This window comes from Thalassospira povalilytica, from assembly GCF_002844235.1.
Lineage (GTDB): Bacteria > Pseudomonadota > Alphaproteobacteria > Rhodospirillales > Thalassospiraceae > Thalassospira > Thalassospira povalilytica.
Window position 1 is genome coordinate 59,835 of the sequence record NZ_PGTS01000003.1, and the last position, 18,069, is coordinate 77,903.

The 18,069-nt window shown below is 55.8% G+C and carries 13 protein-coding genes and 1 riboswitch; of the genes, 8 read left to right on the forward strand and 5 right to left on the reverse strand.

Annotated elements, in window-relative coordinates:
* The first annotated feature begins 65 nt into the window (after positions 1-65).
* Positions 66-1,373, forward strand: coding sequence for an NtaA/DmoA family FMN-dependent monooxygenase (locus tag CU041_RS08720; protein WP_101247001.1), 1,308 nt, complete (start codon positions 66-68; stop codon positions 1,371-1,373).
* Between the two features lie 67 nt (positions 1,374-1,440).
* On the opposite strand, the gene purH is transcribed toward CU041_RS08720, so the two are convergent.
* From purH to CU041_RS08740, 4 genes are all read right to left on the reverse strand, one after another.
* A complete protein-coding gene (gene purH / locus CU041_RS08725; RefSeq protein ID WP_101247002.1) occupies positions 1,441-3,018 on the reverse strand; it encodes a bifunctional phosphoribosylaminoimidazolecarboxamide formyltransferase/IMP cyclohydrolase in 1,578 nt (525 codons plus the stop codon).
* Between the two features lie 347 nt (positions 3,019-3,365).
* On the reverse strand, positions 3,366-4,772 hold the full coding sequence (gene hglS / locus CU041_RS08730) for a 2-oxoadipate dioxygenase/decarboxylase HglS (protein WP_101246529.1): 1,407 nt from the start codon (positions 4,770-4,772) through the stop codon (positions 3,366-3,368).
* Between the two features lie 195 nt (positions 4,773-4,967).
* The gene (locus tag CU041_RS08735; protein WP_101246530.1) at positions 4,968-6,929 is read right to left on the reverse strand and encodes a polysaccharide biosynthesis protein; all 1,962 of its coding nucleotides are present in this window, start codon (positions 6,927-6,929) and stop codon (positions 4,968-4,970) included.
* Between the two features lie 124 nt (positions 6,930-7,053).
* The gene (locus CU041_RS08740) at positions 7,054-8,067 is read right to left on the reverse strand and encodes an MraY family glycosyltransferase (protein WP_101246531.1); all 1,014 of its coding nucleotides are present in this window, start codon (positions 8,065-8,067) and stop codon (positions 7,054-7,056) included.
* A 232-nt stretch (positions 8,068-8,299) separates the two neighbouring features.
* On the opposite strand from CU041_RS08740, the gene CU041_RS08745 reads away from it, so the two are divergent.
* The 4 genes from CU041_RS08745 to CU041_RS08760 all read left to right on the forward strand — a co-directional run bounded on the left by CU041_RS08745 (position 8,300) and on the right by CU041_RS08760 (position 13,281).
* Entirely contained in the window at positions 8,300-9,646 is a 1,347-nt protein-coding gene (locus CU041_RS08745) for an RsmB/NOP family class I SAM-dependent RNA methyltransferase (RefSeq protein WP_101246532.1), read from the forward strand.
* 132 nt (positions 9,647-9,778) lie between these two features.
* Entirely contained in the window at positions 9,779-10,444 is a 666-nt protein-coding gene (rpe, locus tag CU041_RS08750) for a ribulose-phosphate 3-epimerase (RefSeq protein WP_101246533.1), read from the forward strand.
* A gap of 177 nt (positions 10,445-10,621) precedes the next feature.
* Positions 10,622-12,934: an FdhF/YdeP family oxidoreductase gene (locus CU041_RS08755; protein WP_101246534.1), complete on the forward strand. Its 2,313-nt coding sequence runs from the start codon at positions 10,622-10,624 to the stop codon at positions 12,932-12,934.
* Positions 12,931-13,281 (forward strand): hypothetical protein, encoded by a 351-nt coding sequence (locus CU041_RS08760; protein WP_212733785.1) that lies wholly within the window; start codon positions 12,931-12,933, stop codon positions 13,279-13,281. Before CU041_RS08755 ends, CU041_RS08760 begins: the two co-directional genes overlap by 4 nt.
* Positions 13,282-13,288: 7 nt before the next feature.
* On the opposite strand, the gene CU041_RS21070 is transcribed toward CU041_RS08760, so the two are convergent.
* A complete protein-coding gene (locus CU041_RS21070; RefSeq protein WP_101246535.1) occupies positions 13,289-13,561 on the reverse strand; it encodes a DUF1674 domain-containing protein in 273 nt (90 codons plus the stop codon).
* A 245-nt stretch (positions 13,562-13,806) separates the two neighbouring features.
* On the opposite strand from CU041_RS21070, the gene CU041_RS08770 reads away from it, so the two are divergent.
* The 3 genes from CU041_RS08770 to thiE all read left to right on the forward strand — a co-directional run bounded on the left by CU041_RS08770 (position 13,807) and on the right by thiE (position 17,914).
* Entirely contained in the window at positions 13,807-16,164 is a 2,358-nt protein-coding gene (locus CU041_RS08770; RefSeq protein WP_101246536.1) for a Tex family protein, read from the forward strand.
* Between the two features lie 129 nt (positions 16,165-16,293).
* Positions 16,294-16,399, forward strand: a riboswitch (TPP riboswitch).
* A 76-nt stretch (positions 16,400-16,475) separates the two neighbouring features.
* Entirely contained in the window at positions 16,476-17,285 is an 810-nt protein-coding gene (gene thiM / locus CU041_RS08775; RefSeq protein WP_101246537.1) for a hydroxyethylthiazole kinase, read from the forward strand.
* Entirely contained in the window at positions 17,282-17,914 is a 633-nt protein-coding gene (thiE, locus tag CU041_RS08780) for a thiamine phosphate synthase (RefSeq protein ID WP_101246538.1), read from the forward strand. The genes thiM and thiE overlap by 4 nt, the downstream gene beginning before the upstream one ends.
* Positions 17,915-18,069 lie beyond the last annotated feature (155 nt).

An 18,069-nucleotide genomic window follows, 5' to 3' on the forward strand; every position in this document is an offset into this window, starting at 1 on the left:
GCAAATGATATTCATTCATATTATCAAGCATGCAACAGACGACGATCAAAGGAATTCTGCCCGCCATGACGACCCGCAAGCACATCCATATCGGTTTGTCCGTCGCCCCGACCTGGTTGATGAATGATGCCTGGCGCCGTGATGACAGCAATGTCGAAAATGTCTTTTCCACAGACTTTTTTGTCGAGATTGCCAAACGCGCGGAAAAGGCCAAGATCGACTTCCTGTTTCGTCCTGACACGCTTTTCATGAAACCGGAAATGATTGCCGGTTCCCCCGGGTTTTCCAGTCTCGATCCGACGATCCAGCTTGCGGCACTGGCCGAACATACCAGCAAGATCGGACTGGTCACGACGGCGTCCACGACCTTTTATCCGCCCTATATCGTCGCCCGACAGATCCAGTCGCTTAATATCCTGTCCAAGGGGCGGGTCGGCTGGAACATCGTCACATCCCTTGATGGCAACGAGAATTTCGGGATTTCGGAAATGCCATCAAGCGAGGATCGCTATCGACAGGCTGCCGAATTTAGCGATGTGGTCCACAAACTTTGGGCAAGCTATCCGTCCGATGCCATCATTGCCGACCGCGAAAGTGGGACTTATGGCACCCCGGACGCCCTGACACGGATTGATCATCACGGGGAGTTTTATGATGTTGCCGGGCCGCTGAACACACCGGCCTTTGGCAATGGCAAAGTCCCGTTGTTCCAGGCCGGGGCATCGCCGGCCGGACGTGACTTTGCTGCGTCCGTTGCCCATGCAATCTTTGCCGCCACCCCGGACCCGGAAGTTGCGCGCGAACTGCGCAGTGACTTGCGAGAACGCGCGGCAAGCAAAGGCCGCGACCCCGATGATATTCGCATCCTGCCCGGGCTTAACATGTATCTGGCCCCGACCCGCGAAGAAGCCCGCGAAATTTTCGCCCAAACCCACGCCCGCATGGATCCGCGCCGCATGATTGCCAAGGTCAAGGAACTGATTGCCCTTGATCTGACAGATCATCCGATGGATGCACGTGTCACTGCCGATATGTTGCCCCCCGCTGATACGGTGGTGCGCAGCAAGACCCATGGCGACCTTGTCCGTCGTCTAATTGAACGCGACCAACCAACGGTCAAGGATCTTCTGACCCGTCCGGAAGTCATGGGGTCATCGCACTGGATCGTGGTCGGCACGCCCGAGGATGCGGTCAACGAAATTGCGGCCTGGGCTGATATCAATGCCGGTGACGGCATCATTGCCTTGCCCAGCGGGTCACATCAGTCGGTTGAATTGTTTCTTGATCAAGTGGTTCCGGGTTTGCAGGAACGCGGACTTTTCCGCACCGAATATTCCGGTCATACCCTTGCCGATCATCTTGGCGTCAAATAGCCAACAAAAAACCCCGGGGAAGTTCCCGGGGTTTTTCAATTTGATCTCGACGTGATCCCGACCGCGCTTAGTGGCGGAAATGACGCATGCCGGTAAAGACCATGGCAATGTCATGTTCGTCGGCCGCTGCAATGACTTCTTCGTCACGCATGGAGCCACCCGGCTGGATCACAGCCGTTGCACCGGCCTTGACCGCGGCCAGAAGACCATCGGCAAACGGGAAGAACGCATCAGACGACACGACCGAACCCTTGGTGCGCAGTTCGGCTTCACCGGCATTTTTGCCAGCTTCTTCTGCTTTCCAGGCGGCAATGCGCGAGCTGTCAACGCGGCTCATCTGACCGGCACCAACACCAACGGTCTTGCCGTCTTTGACATAGACAATGGCGTTTGATTTGACATGTTTGCCAACGCGGAACGCAAACAGAAGATCATCAAGTTCGGCATCAGTCGGCTTGCGCTTGGTGACGACTTTCAGTTCTTCGCGTTTCACACGGCCTGCATCACGGTTCTGAAGCAGATAACCACCCGCCAGCGAACGAAGCGTCATGTCTTCGCCTTCCGGATCGGCCATGCCGCCGGTTACCAGCAGACGCAGGTTTTTCTTGGCTGCCAGAACTTCCTTGGCGGCATCGTCTGCATCCGGGCAAATCACGACTTCGGCAAACAGCTTGGCGATTTCTTCGGCGGTTTCCTTATCAAGGGTGCGGTTGACCGCAATGATGCCACCAAATGCCGAAACCGGATCACAAGACAGCGCCTTGTTATAGGCTTCGATCAGGGTTGCGCCTTCGGCAACACCGCACGGGTTGGCATGCTTGATGATCGCAACAGCCGGTTTTTCGTCAAACTCGGAAACCAGTTCAAACGCGGCATCGGTGTCGTTCAGGTTGTTGAATGACAGTTCCTTGCCCTGAAGCTGGGTCGCGGTTGCCACACCCGGGCGGTTTTTACCGTTGGTGTAGAACGCGGCCTGCTGGTGCGGGTTTTCGCCATAACGCAGGGTCTGTTTCAGTTCGGCCGAAACATTCAGGCGCTGCGGGAAGGTTTCACCAAGCTGACCGGCAAACCAGCTTGAAATCGCCGAGTCATAAGCGCCGGTGCGGGCAAAGGCCTTGGCGGCCAAAACGCGACGGGTTTCAGCGGTGGTGGCACCGGCATTGTCATTCATTTCGGCGAGAACACGGTCATAATCGGACGGATCGACAACCACGGTAACCGATTCATGGTTTTTCGCCGCCGAGCGGATCATGCTTGGACCGCCGATATCGATATTTTCGATGCAGGTGTCGAAATCGGCACCCTTGGCAACGGTTTCTTCGAACGGGTACAGATTCACACATACCAGATCGATCGGGGAAATGTCGTTATCTTCCATCGCCTGCATGTGGCTGGAAAGAGAACGGCGGCCCAGAAGGCCGCCGTGAATCTTCGGATGAAGAGTCTTGACACGACCGTCCATGATTTCGGGAAAACCGGTGTGATCGGCAACTTCCTTGACCGGAATACCGGCAGCTTCGATCGCCTTGGCGGAGCCGCCAGTCGACAGGATTTCAACACCCTGGGCGTGAAGGGATTTGGCAAATTCGACCAGACCGGTCTTGTCGGAAACGGAAATAAGCGCGCGCGCAATACGAGCAGTCATTGGGTTCGCTTTCATGCATCAATGTGATGAAGGTTGCGGACCCATTGATGATATATCGGCCCACAATATCAGAAATGCGCATGGCTGCTCGTGCATGCGACGTGACAGTGTTGCGGGCAAGACCGGCCTTTTAACGGGACAGAAATGACATCATTTCGATCCGGGCCGACACATGATCAATGAGTCCGAACCATGTTTCGCGCGGAGCTTTATCATGTGCGGCGCAAAATGTGGACCCCGAATTCTTGCATGGCGGCCTTTTGCAAACCCGCCAACTGTCCGGGCATCCGATACTGAAAACGGGGTGTTACAGTGACCACCCCGTATCGGTTTTGCCAACTATCGGATCAGGCGACGTTTTTCCGAATACCCAATGTTTCGAACGCCTGATCAATAGATGCCTGTTGATGGGCGGCATAAAGCGCCAATTCATCGGCAACAGATGCGCCAAGGCATTTCTCGAACACATCCTGATTGGACTGTTCGGCGTAGTTTTTCTGTTCGTCACTGCCAAGATTCGACTGGAAGATGCCCGCCGCACTGACCGGCAGGAAATCTTCATAGATGATCGGGTCTGCATGCAGGTATCCCTGATCAACCAGCTCGTCTACCGAAACATCACGATCAACCTTACCCGCCGCATCGCGACCTGCGTCCGTCACGCTGTAACGGAAGAAAGCCAGCTTTTCGACACGGAGCGTCTCGTAATCATCGGGGAAGGCGGCAAAACGTTCGGCCAGTTCGGTTTCATAATCGCGTGCGTTTGATCCGCCCGCACTGACCTGGACCGCGTGGCGCACCGATGCCAGAAGCGTGTCATAAAGTTTGCGCCCCTCGGCGGTCAGGGCAATACCGCGCTGCTCGATCTCGCCAAAGCGTGCGGTGTGGGTGCCCGCCGTTCCCTTCGGATTGCTCCCGACGAAATAGACCTGTTCTTCGAGCGCCTTGAAGCTGGTTTGGCGCAAAAGGATCGGACATTTGCGTGATGGCGGACCTTCGACAATTGCTTTGGGCGAAATGCCGCGTTCGGGCATGGCACGCTGAACCGCATCAATATCAAGGGTCCGCGGCGTCAGATGGTTGATATGCGGCCCCTTGAAGCAGACAACATCGGCAATCAGGCGGTGCGCATCATGAAGCTTCTGATAGGTTTCAAGTGACACCGTGGCATCACTGTGCCAGCGGAAGGTTTCCAGTGCCTCGGCCACAAACTGTTCGGCCTGAACACGATCAAGCCCGCCGTTCTTTTCAGCCAGATAAATCAGTTTCAGCGCATCTGGGGTAAAGATTTCACGCTTTGCCAGGATTGCTTCGGCCTCTGTACGCAGTTGCGCATCCTCAATCAGTTCAAGGCGCAGGAGCGAGGTGAAAACACGGAACGGATTGCGGCGCAGGGCTTCGTCATCAATCGGGCGAAATGCCGTTGAATGCACCGGCACACCGGCAACCGACAGATCGTAATACCCGACCGGATGCATGCCCATCACCGCAAACAGGCGGCGCATGTTGAACAGTTCTTCGGGCTTGCCCAGACGGATTGCGCCATGACGTTCAAGATCAATACGATCAAGGTCATCACTGCGTACAAGTCCGTCACGAAGCACAGGATCAGCAGCAAGTCTTTCCTGATTGATGTCCGAAACGAGTTCCATCAGGGTGCCATATTGCGGCACTTCGGCACGGTACATGTCCGACATCGCGCCGGAAAACATCGAACGGATTTCATCAGGGTGGACAAAAGCATCTGCCGACATGCGGGGCCTCCAATAGACGGATCGTCAGGAAAATCGGTGAACCATCAACAAGGTCATTCCGATTTGTCATTCTGAGCGCAAGATATGGCCCGCATTTGGCAATGACAAACGACAATTCCGCACAAGTTCATTCATTGAAGGAATGAACTTGCATCACCATTGCTCGGCTGTGGATGATTGAAAATGGCCCGATAACTAGGCCGTATCACCGGTCACTTGATTGGCCGTTTCCGCCGGGGTGTCGGCAAAGATCGATTTGACACCAATTTCGGGCGGCTGGAATTCCGGCACCAGCTTGCTGATCAATTCGAGTGTCTGGTGGGTATTGCGGTTGGTTGCACTGTCTTCAAGCGCATCGAAAACCTGTTTGATTTCGGCATAATCAACCACACGCGGGCTTGCCAGCATGACGCCATCGGTTTCGGTGGGAACCGGCGGTTCGCTGTCATGGAACAGTTCTTCATACAGCTTTTCACCCGGGCGAAGTCCAGTAACCTTGATCTCGACATCCTTGCCCGGACGAAGTCCCGAAAGCAGGATCATCTGACGGGCGAGATCAATGATCTTGACCGGACGCCCCATATCAAGAACGAAAATCTTTCCGCCATCGGTCACGCCATGGCGACCAAGTTCCGCTGATTGCAGGACAAGTTCGACAGCCTCGGCAATGGTCATGAAATATCGAGTGATGCCTTCATGCGTTACGGTCAGCGGCCCACCGGCTTCAAGCTGGCGGCGGAACAATGGTACAACCGATCCGGTCGATCCCAGAACATTCCCAAACCGCACAGTGACAAAACGGGTCGGACCGCGCTGATCAAGCGGCAATGTCTCCAACGCCTGACAATAACATTCTGCCAGACGCTTGGACGCCCCCATGACATTGGCCGGGTTTACCGCCTTGTCCGTCGAAATCAGAACCATGGTCGCAACACCGGCTGCACGGCAGGCCTCGGCAACATTTCGGGTGCCAAGGGTATTGGTCAGAATACCTTCATTGGGATTGTGTTCGACCAGCGGGACATGCTTGTAGGCCGCTGCATGAAACACGATTTCAGGTGCCACATGGTCAAATACCTGACCGATCCGGACACGATCGCGAACATCGCCCAGAATGCTTTCGCGTGGCAGATCAGGGAACTTTTCTGCCATTTCCATGTCGATGGCATAAAGATTATATTCCCCCGCATCGACCAGGGTCAGGCTGGCCGGACCATAAGAAGCAATCTGGCGCACCAGTTCTGATCCGATCGAGCCCCCCGCACCGGTTACCAGAACCCGCTTGCCCCCGATCATTTCACGCACACGATCACGATCCAGACGCGCTTGTGGCCGGCCCAGCAAATCTTCGATGGCGACCGGGCGAATTTGCAGCGGATCGGCAAGACCTTCGCGCAGATCACCGAGTTTCGGCAAACGCGCCAGTGTCATACCGTAACGATCAGCAATTTCCACCCATTTGACATTGTCTTCGTGGCGCAGCGCATCACCGGTCAGAACAAGACGACGCGGAACGCCATGGCGGCTCATTTCCAGTTTTTTGATGACGTCTTCAAGTTTATCAGCGGTGGCGAGCACATCAACGCCATGCATGTTGCGCCCGACCCGTCCTTCGGTCAGAGACACAATGCCGACAACCTTGAACGGGGTATCTGCCGATCGTTCGGTTTCACGAATAAAGGCCTCGGCCTCGTCACCGGCACCAATCAGCAAAACAGGCAGACGCGTTGTTCCCTGACGAACCAGTGCGCGTGCGGTGGATTTATCCTTGGCAATACGGTAGGTCAGCCGCGATCCACCCAGCAACGCCATCAGCAGGAACCACTGGATTATAGGTGCTGAACGGGGCATCCAGTCCAGACGCGTGGTCAAAAACAGCACAAGGAACAAAACAGCCACGGCAACCGAAACCGCCTTGGCAATACGGGTCAGATCATTAAGCGACGCATAACGCCAGATGCCGCGGTAAAGCCCGAAATACCAGAATGATGCCGCTGCAATCAGGGTAAACAAGGCAGCCGAAAACAGGATATTGTCAGCCTGATAAAACCGCACACCATCGCCAACCCGAAGATAAAGGGCCAACGGGAACGAAATCGCAGCCATGAAGACATCATGGACAAAGGCAATATGGCTTCGCTGTAAAATGCGCGACATGCGGTCCCTAGTGGCAGTTTTCTGTTTTTAAAAGGATATACCTGTCTGCCCAAAAGACGGACAAGGCATTCTTTTCGCGCCCGTCCGGGCACAAGTCAAGCAATGCGCAACTTCCGTGCGATACTTAACTGTCCGTGCGTCCCTTGACCGGCATCCGCACCATCATTCCGACCAGTGAAAACACCACAATCAGGGCGGCAAATACCCGCATCCAGCCGGGCGTTTCGCTTTGTGCAAAACACACCGCAATCAGGATCAGATTGCTGATTGCAATCATGGTCGAAACCCGCGCATGGGAAAAGCCGCGCTGGGTTGCCAACTGATAGAAATGTTCTCGGTGGGCCTGCCAGATTTTTTCACGACGAAGCGCACGTTTGACCAGGGTAAAGGTCGCATCAAAAAGATAATAGGATGGCAGAATCAACGCGACGACCCATGCCCCTTCTGACGCTGTCTTAAGCAACACCCAGCCCAGAACAAAGCCAAGCGGCACGGATCCGACATCACCCAGAAACAGTTTGGCCGGATGCCAGTTCCAGATCAGAAACCCGATCATGATGGCCAGGATACCAAGCCCGATATAGCCAAGCCCGATGAATTGCGGCAATGGCATCAGAAGCGCCAGAATAAAAATGCCCAGCCCGATCGAGCCGGCTTCGACCCCGGAAATGCCGTCAATGCCATCCATGAAGTTGAACAGATTGATAAACCAGACCCAGGCAAATACCACCAGAACGTGATCGAGCCACACAGGCACCAAACCACCCAAAACCGGTTTGTCGATGGCAAAAACGCCGACAATCACCGCAACAAATTGCATGGCAAAGCGTATGGCAGCCGAAAGATCGTGACGATCATCAAGCCAGCTGAGCAATCCAAGCCCGGCTGCTGCTGCCAGCATCAACCAATGACTGACCGAAGTGACCCCGGTATGGATAAACACAACCGCAACCAAAAGGATCAAAAGCGGTGTGACCGCAAGCCCGCCACCGCGCGGCGTCGGCACGGCATGGCTGGAACGGTGGTTGGGCATATCAAGGATCGCCTTGCGTCGCAGATAGTTCAAAACCACCCAGGTCAGCAACATCGAGCCAATCAGAAAGATGCTCGAAAAGGTCGCAAGGCCGGTGAAAGTCATGGTTCTGGCGTTCCTGTCACTATCGACGTCAAATGATCCGTCTGGATTAGCCGGACCGCACATCCATCGCAAGGCTTTTCAAACCTTAAGCCAAACCCTAAGCAAGGTAATCTGCCCCCTCATCTGCCCGATAACACAAGGCAGCCATGCCACCTATTCGGGTGCTTGGTGCTTTACACTTTGCCACGCGACGCTTAACTAACCTTCATAACACGAAACCGGAGATATCCCTTTGACAGAACGCCGTTCCCGTCCAGCACATCGCAACGCCCCGCGCAAACAGCCGGTCGAGACACCCGATCCGCGGATGCTTGCACTCAAAACCTTGCAGGAACTGCGCGGCGGTGAAGTGACCCTGGACGAACTTCTGTCAAAACATGGCTATGGCCTGCCATCGCTTGATCGCAATTTCCTGCGTCAGCTGCTTGGCACCACATTACGCCATTTGGGTGAAATCGATGCGGTTCTGGCCCCGCGTTATCAGCCACCGCAAGACCGGGTTGCCGCCCGCCTGACCAATATTCTGCGCCTTGGCGTCGCACAGCTGTTCTTCATGGACACATCCGATTACGGTGCGGTCGACAGTACGGTCAATCTGGCCCGCGACGCAGGCCTGCATAAATACACCAAACTGATCAACGCCGTGCTGCGTGGATTGCAGCGTGATGGATTTGAATGGCCCGAAGGTGTCGAAGACTGGCAGCTTAACATCCCGGCATGGCTGCGCGGGTCATGGAAAAAGGCCTATGGGGCGGAAATCAGCCAAGCCATTGCCGAGGCATGCCTTGGCCATGCCATGCTCGATCTGTCGATCAAGGATCGAAGCACATCGGCCGACTGGGCGGAAAAGATGGATGGCCTTGTCCTGCCGACCGGTTCGGTCCGCCTTGAAAGTGGTCGTCGCATTCGTGATCTTCCGGGCTATCGCGATGGTGACTGGTGGGTTCAGGACGCAGCCGCGGCCATTCCGGCAACCCTGTTTTCCGCCTATCAGGGCAAAACGATCTATGACCTTTGTGCTGCCCCCGGTGGCAAAACCATGCAATTGGCGTCCCTTGGTGCCAGTGCGATCGCCGTTGATAAATCCGAAGGCCGCCTGAAACGGGTGTTTGAGAATCTTGAGCGCGTGTCCCTTGGTGCCGCAGTTGTCACCGGCGATGCCACCGATCTTGCACCCGATACCCCGCGTGCGGATGCGGTCCTTCTTGACGCACCCTGTTCGGCAACCGGTACCATTCGTCGTCATCCAGACATTTTGCTGCGTCAAAATGACAAATTGATGCGGTCGCTGCTGCCGATCCAGACCAAGCTGCTTAATCAGGCCGACAAGCTTTTGAATGTTGGTGGCGAGCTGATCTATTGCACCTGTTCCCTGCAGCCCGAAGAAGGCGAACATCAGGTCAAATCGTTCCTGGCCGACCATCCCAATTACGAACGCAAACCGATCACGGCGGACGAACTTGGTGGCTGGGATGAAGCCATCAACAAGGATGGTGAATTGCGGGTTCTGCCGATCCATATGGCCGATTTCGGCGGCATGGATGGGTTTTTCTGCGCCCGGCTTGTCAAAAAGTCCTGATTTCACGTCAGAATAGCCGTCAAACCTGCAAACAAGGCAGCCATGAGCCCCATTCGGGTGACAGGGCTGCCTTTTTACGTTATGAGATGCGCGAATTTCCCATATCCCGCATTGCTTCAGGACCCGTGACGCATGACCACGTCGAACATTAAAATCGCACCTTCGATCCTTTCGGCCGATTTCGCCCAGTTGGGCGTTGATGTCCGCGCTGTTGACGCAGCAGGCGCCGACTATATCCACATTGATGTGATGGATGGCCATTACGTACCCAACATCACCATCGGACCGGATGTGGTCAAAGCACTGCGCCCGCATTCCGACAAGGTATTTGACGTGCATCTGATGATCGCGCCGGTCGACCCGTATATCGAAGCATTCGCCAATGCCGGTTCCGACATCATCACCATCCATGCCGAAGCAGGCCCGCACCTGCATCGTTCGCTTCAACTGATCAAGTCACTGGGTAAAAAAGCCGGTGTGTCTCTGAACCCGTCGACTCCGGAAAGTGTCATTGAATATGTCATGGATCTGGTTGATCTGGTTCTGGTCATGACCGTGAACCCGGGCTTTGGCGGCCAGAAATTCATCCCAAGCCAGCTTGAGAAGATCAAACGCATCCGCAAGATGATCGATGCGACCGGCCGCGATATCGATCTTGAAGTCGATGGTGGTGTAAACCCGGAAATCGCCCCGCAAGTCATCGAAGCTGGCGCCAACGTTCTGGTTGCCGGTTCTGCGACCTTCAAAGGCGGTCCGTCGGAATATGCCAACAATATCAAAGCTATTCGCGGCGCGTAATTTGCGTTAAAGGCAGCATCAAAGATTGTTCGGGGTCGGAATCACCACAGGGTTCCGGCCCCGATTGCATTTTGAACACATTCAAATCATTGCCGGAACTCTTTGATAAATTTTTTCTATCGACCGATTAGGTATGCATACTTGACCTAATTTCGGTTCTGGCAAATAGATGCCTGCATGAATGAAAGCTTTATTGGAAAAAAATCGTCGGCAGCCGGTGGCTGGGGTGCGCTGAAAAGTTGCGGCAAGCAACTGTTGCAAAGCGGCAGCCCGTTTAATGGCGCACGCACGATGCTTAAGGCCAATCAACCTGACGGTTTTGATTGCCCGGGTTGTGCATGGGGCGATCCCGAGCACGGGTCATCTTTTGAATTCTGTGAAAACGGGGTCAAAGCCGTCTCATGGGAAGCAACCGAAAAGCGTGCGACGCCGGCATTTTTTGCCAAGCATACCGTAACCGAACTGAGCAAACTGAGCGATTACGAACTGGAACTGAACGGGCGCATCACCCACCCGATGCGCTACGATCGGCAAAGCGATACCTATCAAGCTGTCGCGTGGGAAGATGCCTTTGCTGAAATCGGTAGCATCCTTAAGGGGTTAAATACCCCCGATGAGGCCGAGTTTTACACGTCAGGCCGCGCAAGCAACGAAGCAGCCTATCTCTATCAGCTGTTTGTCCGCATCTTTGGCACCAACAATTTCCCTGATTGTTCGAACATGTGCCACGAAGCCAGTGGCGTTGGTCTGCGTCAGGCCATTGGCGTGGGCAAGGGAACGGTTCTTCTTGAAGATTTCGAAAAGGCGGATGCCATTTTCGTCCTTGGGCAGAACCCGGGCACCAACCACCCGCGCATGCTGGGCGATTTGCGCCGGGCGGCAATGCGTGGTGCAAAGATCGTGGTCTTCAACCCGATCCGTGAACGCGGACTTGAACGGTTTTCCGACCCGCAGGACAAGCTTGAAATGTTGCATGGCGGATCCACCGAGATTGCCAGCCATTATTTCCAGCCTTGCCTTGGCGGTGACATGGCCGCCGTTCGCGGCATGAGCAAAGCGGTCTTTGCCGCCGACGATGCCGCGATTGCCAAGGGCGAACCTTCTGTTCTTGATCACGCGTTCCTTGATGAACATTGCGCCGGACTTGCCGATTACCGTGCTGTGGTTGATGCCACCAGCTGGTCGGAAATCGAAGATCAGTCGGGGCTGAGCCGCCAGGAAATCGAACAGGCCGCCAATGTCTATCTGTCGGCTGAGCGGGTCATCTGCACATGGGCAATGGGCATCACCCAGCACCTTCATTCCGTGCCGACCATTCGTGAAATTGCCAATTTCATGTTCCTGCGCGGCAATATCGGCAAACCGGGTGCCGGTCTGTGCCCGGTCCGCGGACATTCCAACGTTCAGGGCGACCGTACGGTCGGCATCAATGAAAAGCCGCCCGCGGCCTTTCTCGATGCGCTGGAAAAGGAATTCGGTTTCACGGTACCGCGCAAACACGGGCACAATGTTCTTGGCGCGATCGGTGCGATGCTTGATGGCAGTGCCAAGGCCTTTATCGGGCTGGGCGGGAACTTTGCCCGGGCCACGCCTGACAGCGCCCTTGTCGAAAAGGCGATGAAGAACCTCAAACTGACGGTTCACATCGCAACCAAGCCCAACCATTCGCATCTTATGCCCGGCGAAACTGCCTTTATCCTGCCCTGTCTGGGCCGGACCGAGATTGACCTGAATTCCCGTGGTCAGTCCCAGGTGGTCAGTGTCGAAGATTCCATGAGCATGGTGCACGGTTCGGCTGGTATCAATCGCCCTGCATCACCGCATCTTCTGTCCGAAGTTGGCATCATTGCCGGAATTGCCGAAGCAACGGTTGGCAGCGATATCGTATCCTGGGCGGCACTTGCCGATGATTACGAGCTGATCCGCAGCCATATCGAGGCGACCGTTCCGGGCTTTACCGATTATAATACCCGTCTGCGCAAGCCGCGCGGCTTCCATCTGCGCAATGATGCAGCACACCGGGAATGGAATACCCCCGCTGGCAAGGCGACATTTTCCAATGCGCCGCTTCCCAAGCAAACCGTCCACCAGCAGGCACGCCAGACCCGCCCCGCATCTGCCGCACAATCGCGGTTTGCCTTGCAGACATTCCGCTCCCACGATCAGTACAACACGACCGTTTATGGTCTTGATGACCGGTATCGCGGGGTTTACGGCGAACGAAAGGTCATTTTCATCCATCCAGATGATCTTGCCAATCTGGGTGCCAAGGCTGGTGATCGCGTTGATGTCATTTGTGAATATGATGACGGGATCGAACGGATTGCCAATGATTTCCGGTTCGTTTCCTATGACATTCCGCGTGGCAGTGTTGCTGGCTATTACCCGGAACTGAACGTTCTGGTGCCGCTTGGCAGTGCTGGTGAACAAAGCGATACACCGACATCCAAATCGGTGATGGTTTCGTTCCGCCCGGAAAGCCGGGTTTGAACAACCACGCCCGAAATCCTGTGGATGGCGATCTTGCACCGGATGCAGCGATGTTTCTGCATCTGGTCGAACGCCTGATGGCAACGCAGCCGGAACTTACCCCTGTTCAAGCGGGCATTCTTGTCGCCGCGCGTGAAGATATCGCCCGTGACAGCCGGACCTTTGCCCGGCTGTTCGGGATGGCGCATGCCATTGTATTGCGCGAACTTAATGCGCTTGTGCAGTCAGGCGATCTGTTAACCGTAACCAAGCGCGATGCACGCACGCTGCGCACCCATTATCTACCAACAACCGGCCGTGCAAGCCCAGACAACCCGGACCTACCGCCCCACAGCCCGGCCGGGTAAGGTCGCATCAGAAATCGATGCAGCGCCCCTTGTTTTCCCAATCGCCAAAGCGGGTCGGTTCCGGGCCTTTGGGGCCACCGATTTCCCGGGCCTTGGCAGCCGCTTCCTTGAAGGCCTTTGCTTCGGCCAGCGCATTGATCGCATCTTGCGACAATTGCGGGGCTGTGTCGGCACCTGCGATTTCGCCGGCTGCGCTATCTGCTGCTGCATCGGTTTGCGGTTCGGCTTTTTCTTTGGGCTCTACGTTATGAATGACGGTCTCGCGGAATTTGCCGGCCATCCGAATTCTCCTGCTTGGGCGCATCGCCCCTGAAATCACATTTGCCAAAGAAATAACGTCATCGGCCACCACTCGCAACCCTTGGCGCCGGGCGATCGAACCGGCCAAAAGACATTGGATTTCAGTCCCTTGGAATCAAACACGGAATCCTGATCCAGAGTTTGGGAAAAATTTGGAAAAACTGACTCTTTTCGATCACGCCCAAAGCCGCTATTTCAGGCATACGAGCAAAACAAGGAGAAACCATGCGTCCAATTCCCCAGCGTATCGCCGAAGAACTTTCGGTTCGTCCGGAACAGGTCATTGCCACCATCGAGATGCTTAACGAAGGCTCTACCGTTCCGTTTATCGCCCGTTACCGCAAAGAAAAGACTGGTGGGCTTGATGACACCCAATTGCGTACGCTGGAAGAACGCCTTCGCTATCTGACCGAGCTTGAAGAACGGCGCGCATCGGTGCTTGACAGCATCCGTGAACAGGAAAAACTGACCCCGGAACTTGAAGCCCAGATCAACGAAGCCGATACCAAGACGCGTCTGGAAGATCTTTATCTGCCCTATAAGAAAAAGCGTCGCACCAAGGCCCAGATCGCCCGCGAAGCAGGGTTGGAGCCGCTGGCAGATGGCCTGTTCAATGATCCGACCCTTGATCCGGAAACCGAGGCCGCCAAGTTTGTTGATGCCGAAAAGGGCGTCGAAGATACCAAGGCCGCCCTTGATGGCGCCCGTCAGATCCTGATGGAACGCTTTGCCGAGGATGCCGACCTTGTCGCCAAACTGCGTGACCATTTGTGGAACGAAGGCGAAATCACCGCAACCGTGGTCGAAGGCAAACAGGCCGAAGGCGCGAAATTCTCCGACTATTTCGAACATTCCGAAAAAATCAAAACCTGCCCGTCGCACCGTGCGCTCGCACTTTTCCGCGGTCGCAACGAAGATATCCTTCAGCTGAAACTGACCCTTGGCAAAGAGGACGAAGACCGTCCGCGCAGTCAGCCGGGCCGCGCTGAAATCATGATCGCCGCCCATGTCGGCATTGCCGATAAGGGCCGGGCAGCCGACAAATGGCTGCTTGATACGGTACGCTGGGCCTGGCGCGTCAAACTGTCGCTGTCGATCGAGCTTGATCTGTTTGGCACCTTGCGCGACAGCGCCGAAGAAGGCGCGATCAAGGTCTTTGCCGATAACCTCAAGGATCTTCTGCTGGCCGCACCAGCCGGGCAAAAGGCCACCATGGGCCTTGATCCCGGGGTTCGTACCGGCGTTAAGGTCGCGGTTGTCGATGCCACCGGCAAGCTGGTCGATACCGCAACGGTTTACCCGTTCCAGCCGCGCAATGACGTCGAAGGGGCACTTAATACCCTTGCAGCCCTTGCCGCCCGTCACAAGATCGAACTGATCGCGATCGGCAATGGCACGTTCTCGCGCGAGACGGATGAACTTGCCGGTCAGCTTCTCAAACGCTTCCCGGCCCTTAAGGCCACCAAGGTCATCGTTAACGAAGCCGGCGCATCGGTCTATTCGGCATCGCAATTCGCCGCCGAAGAATTCCCCGATCTGGACGTATCTCTGCGCGGGGCAGCATCAATTGCCCGGCGTTTGCAGGACCCGCTGGCGGAACTGGTCAAAATCGAACCGAAATCCATTGGTGTCGGCCAGTATCAGCACGATGTATCGGAAACCAAACTGGCGCGATCCCTTGATGCCGTGGTTGAGGATTGCGTGAACGGTGTTGGCGTTGACCTGAATACGGCATCCATACCGCTTTTGACACGTGTTGCCGGTCTGACCGAAACGCTGGCGCGCAATATCGTCAGCTATCGCGATTCAAACGGTGCGTTCCAGTCCCGTGCCGACCTGAAAAAGGTCGAACGTCTGGGACCAAAGGCGTTTGAACAATGTGCCGGCTTCTTGCGTATTCGTGGCGCCCAAAACCCGCTTGATGCATCGGCCGTGCACCCGGAAGCCTATCCGCTGGTCGAAAAAATCAGTGCAAAGGCATCAAAACCGCTGGCGACCCTGATTGGCGACTCGGCCTTTATCAAGACCCTGCGCGCCGAAGACTTCGCTGACGACACGTTTGGTGTCCCGACCATCCGCGACATTCTGGCCGAACTTGACAAGCCCGGCCGCGATCCGCGCCCGGAATTCAAAACCGCGAAATTTGCCGATGGTGTGAATGAAATCAAAGACCTTCGCACCGGCATGAAGCTTGAAGGAACGGTGACCAACGTCACCAATTTCGGGGCATTTGTCGATATCGGTGTCCATCAGGACGGTCTGGTTCACATTTCCCAGTTGGCCGACAAATTCGTCGAAGATCCGCGCCAGGTGGTCAAGGCCGGTCAGATCGTCTCGGTGACGGTGATGGAAGTTGACGCACCGCGCAAACGTATCGGGCTTTCGATGAAATCGGCCCCGGATTACGAAGCTGTGCGTGAAAAACGGTCCGACAACCGTGGGCAGGCACCACGCGGTGGCCATGGCGGTCGCCCGCAGCACACATCTGGTGGCGGGAATCGCGGTAATGCCAGCGGAAATTCCGGCGGCGACGGCGGTGCGATGGCAGCCGCCCTTAAGGCTGCGATGGAACGTCGCAAATAGTCGCAACGAACCAACGACATTTTCAAACGGCGGGATGGCGAAAGCTGCCCCGCCGTTTGCATTTTGGTCCCTGATCATGCTGTGACCGACAGGATGAATTGACAGAAAGCGCATTAAAACCCATTTTGGGCATTCACCAAGGGGAGCCCCGTCAGGGGGCTGAGAAACTGCCGCGCAGTGACCCTTTGAACCTGATCCAGTTCATACTGGCGTAGGGACGGTGCGAACGCGAAATCTTCGGCGTTCTCCATCTTTCCGACTTCGAACTGGGTCTCCAAACGCACTTGAGTTTGCTGCATTGGAGCCTCGACATGACGACTGATCTTTCCACCACCGCGACCGGGCTGTTTGAAAAAATGCGTGCGACCAATCCGCTGGTCCATTGCATCACCAACTATGTCGCGATGAACTATGCTGCCAATGTCCTTCTGGCGGCCGGCGCATCACCGGCAATGGTCCATACACCCGAAGAAGCCGGGGAATTTGCCGCAATCGCAGGCGCACTGACCGTCAATATCGGCACACTTTCCCCCCATTGGGTCGAAGGCATGATTGCCGCGGCCAAATCGGCAAATGATGCGGGCAAACCATGGGTTCTTGATCCCGTGGCACATTTCGCCACCACATATCGCCGCGATACGGTTGCCCGGTTGCTGAAACTGAACCCGACCGTTATTCGCGGTAACGCATCCGAAATCATCGCCCTTGGCGGCGGCCAAAGTGCCGGTCAGGGCGTTGACAGTGGCGATCCGGTCGAACAGGCCGAAGAAGCCGCCCGCACCCTTGCCTCCGCACAGAAGGCCATCGTTGCCGTCACGGGCGAGGTTGATTTTGTCACAGATGGAACACGCAATGTCCGCATTGCCGGTGGTTCGGACCTGATGCCGAAAATCACGGCCATGGGCTGTTCGCTGACCGCACTTGTTGGCGCCTATACCGCAATCGCCAAAGATCAGGCATTTGAAGCCACCATCGCCGCCCTGACCAATTTCGCCGTTGCGGGAAGCATCGCGGCAAAATCAGCCAACGGTCCGGCATCCTTCATGACGGCCTTTGTTGACGGGCTGCATAATCTTGATGCTGCCACCTTTGCCGGCACTGCACGTATCGAGGCCCTATGACATCCTTTGATCTGTCCCTTTATCTGGTGCTTGATCCCGAGCTGTGCCGAACGCATTCGATGGTCGAAACCACCCAGGCAGCGATTGCAGGCGGGGCAACCATCGTCCAGTTGCGCGACAAAAGAGCCGGTACCGAAGGTCTGATACGCATCGGGCGCGAACTGATGGATGCGATGCGCGGTACCGGTGTGCCGCTGATTGTGAATGACGATATCGACGCCGCAATCGCCATTGGTGCTGATGGATTGCATGTCGGTCAGGATGACCTGCCGACAAAAACGGCGCGCGACCGGCTTGGCCCGGACAAGATCATTGGTCTGTCGATCGAAGACGAAACTGTTGCCCGCAAGGTTGATCGGTCGATTGTCGATTATGTCGGTATTGGACCGGTCTTTGCCACACCGACCAAACCCGATCACAAACCGGCCATCGGGTTTGATGGCCTTGCCAGTCTGGTTCGGATCGCCGGTTTGCCGTCCGTTGCGATCGGCGGGTTGAAACGCGATCACGTCGACCCGGTATTTGAAGCCGGTGCGAACGGCATTGCGGTTGTATCGGCAATTTGCGGACAACCCGATCCCGAAGGCGCCACCCGCAAGATTTCTGATGCCATCAAAGCCCGGAAATAATCGGTTAAATCAGATACCTGACCCGAAATTCATCGTGAAACCCCCCGCTCGATTTTCCGGTCTGGCGGGGGTTTTGATGGCAGTGACGCATGGCTGTCCCCCGCCCCGCGCAGCAAACCGCACGGAAATGCCGCAATTGCGCCGCTAATTCTCCG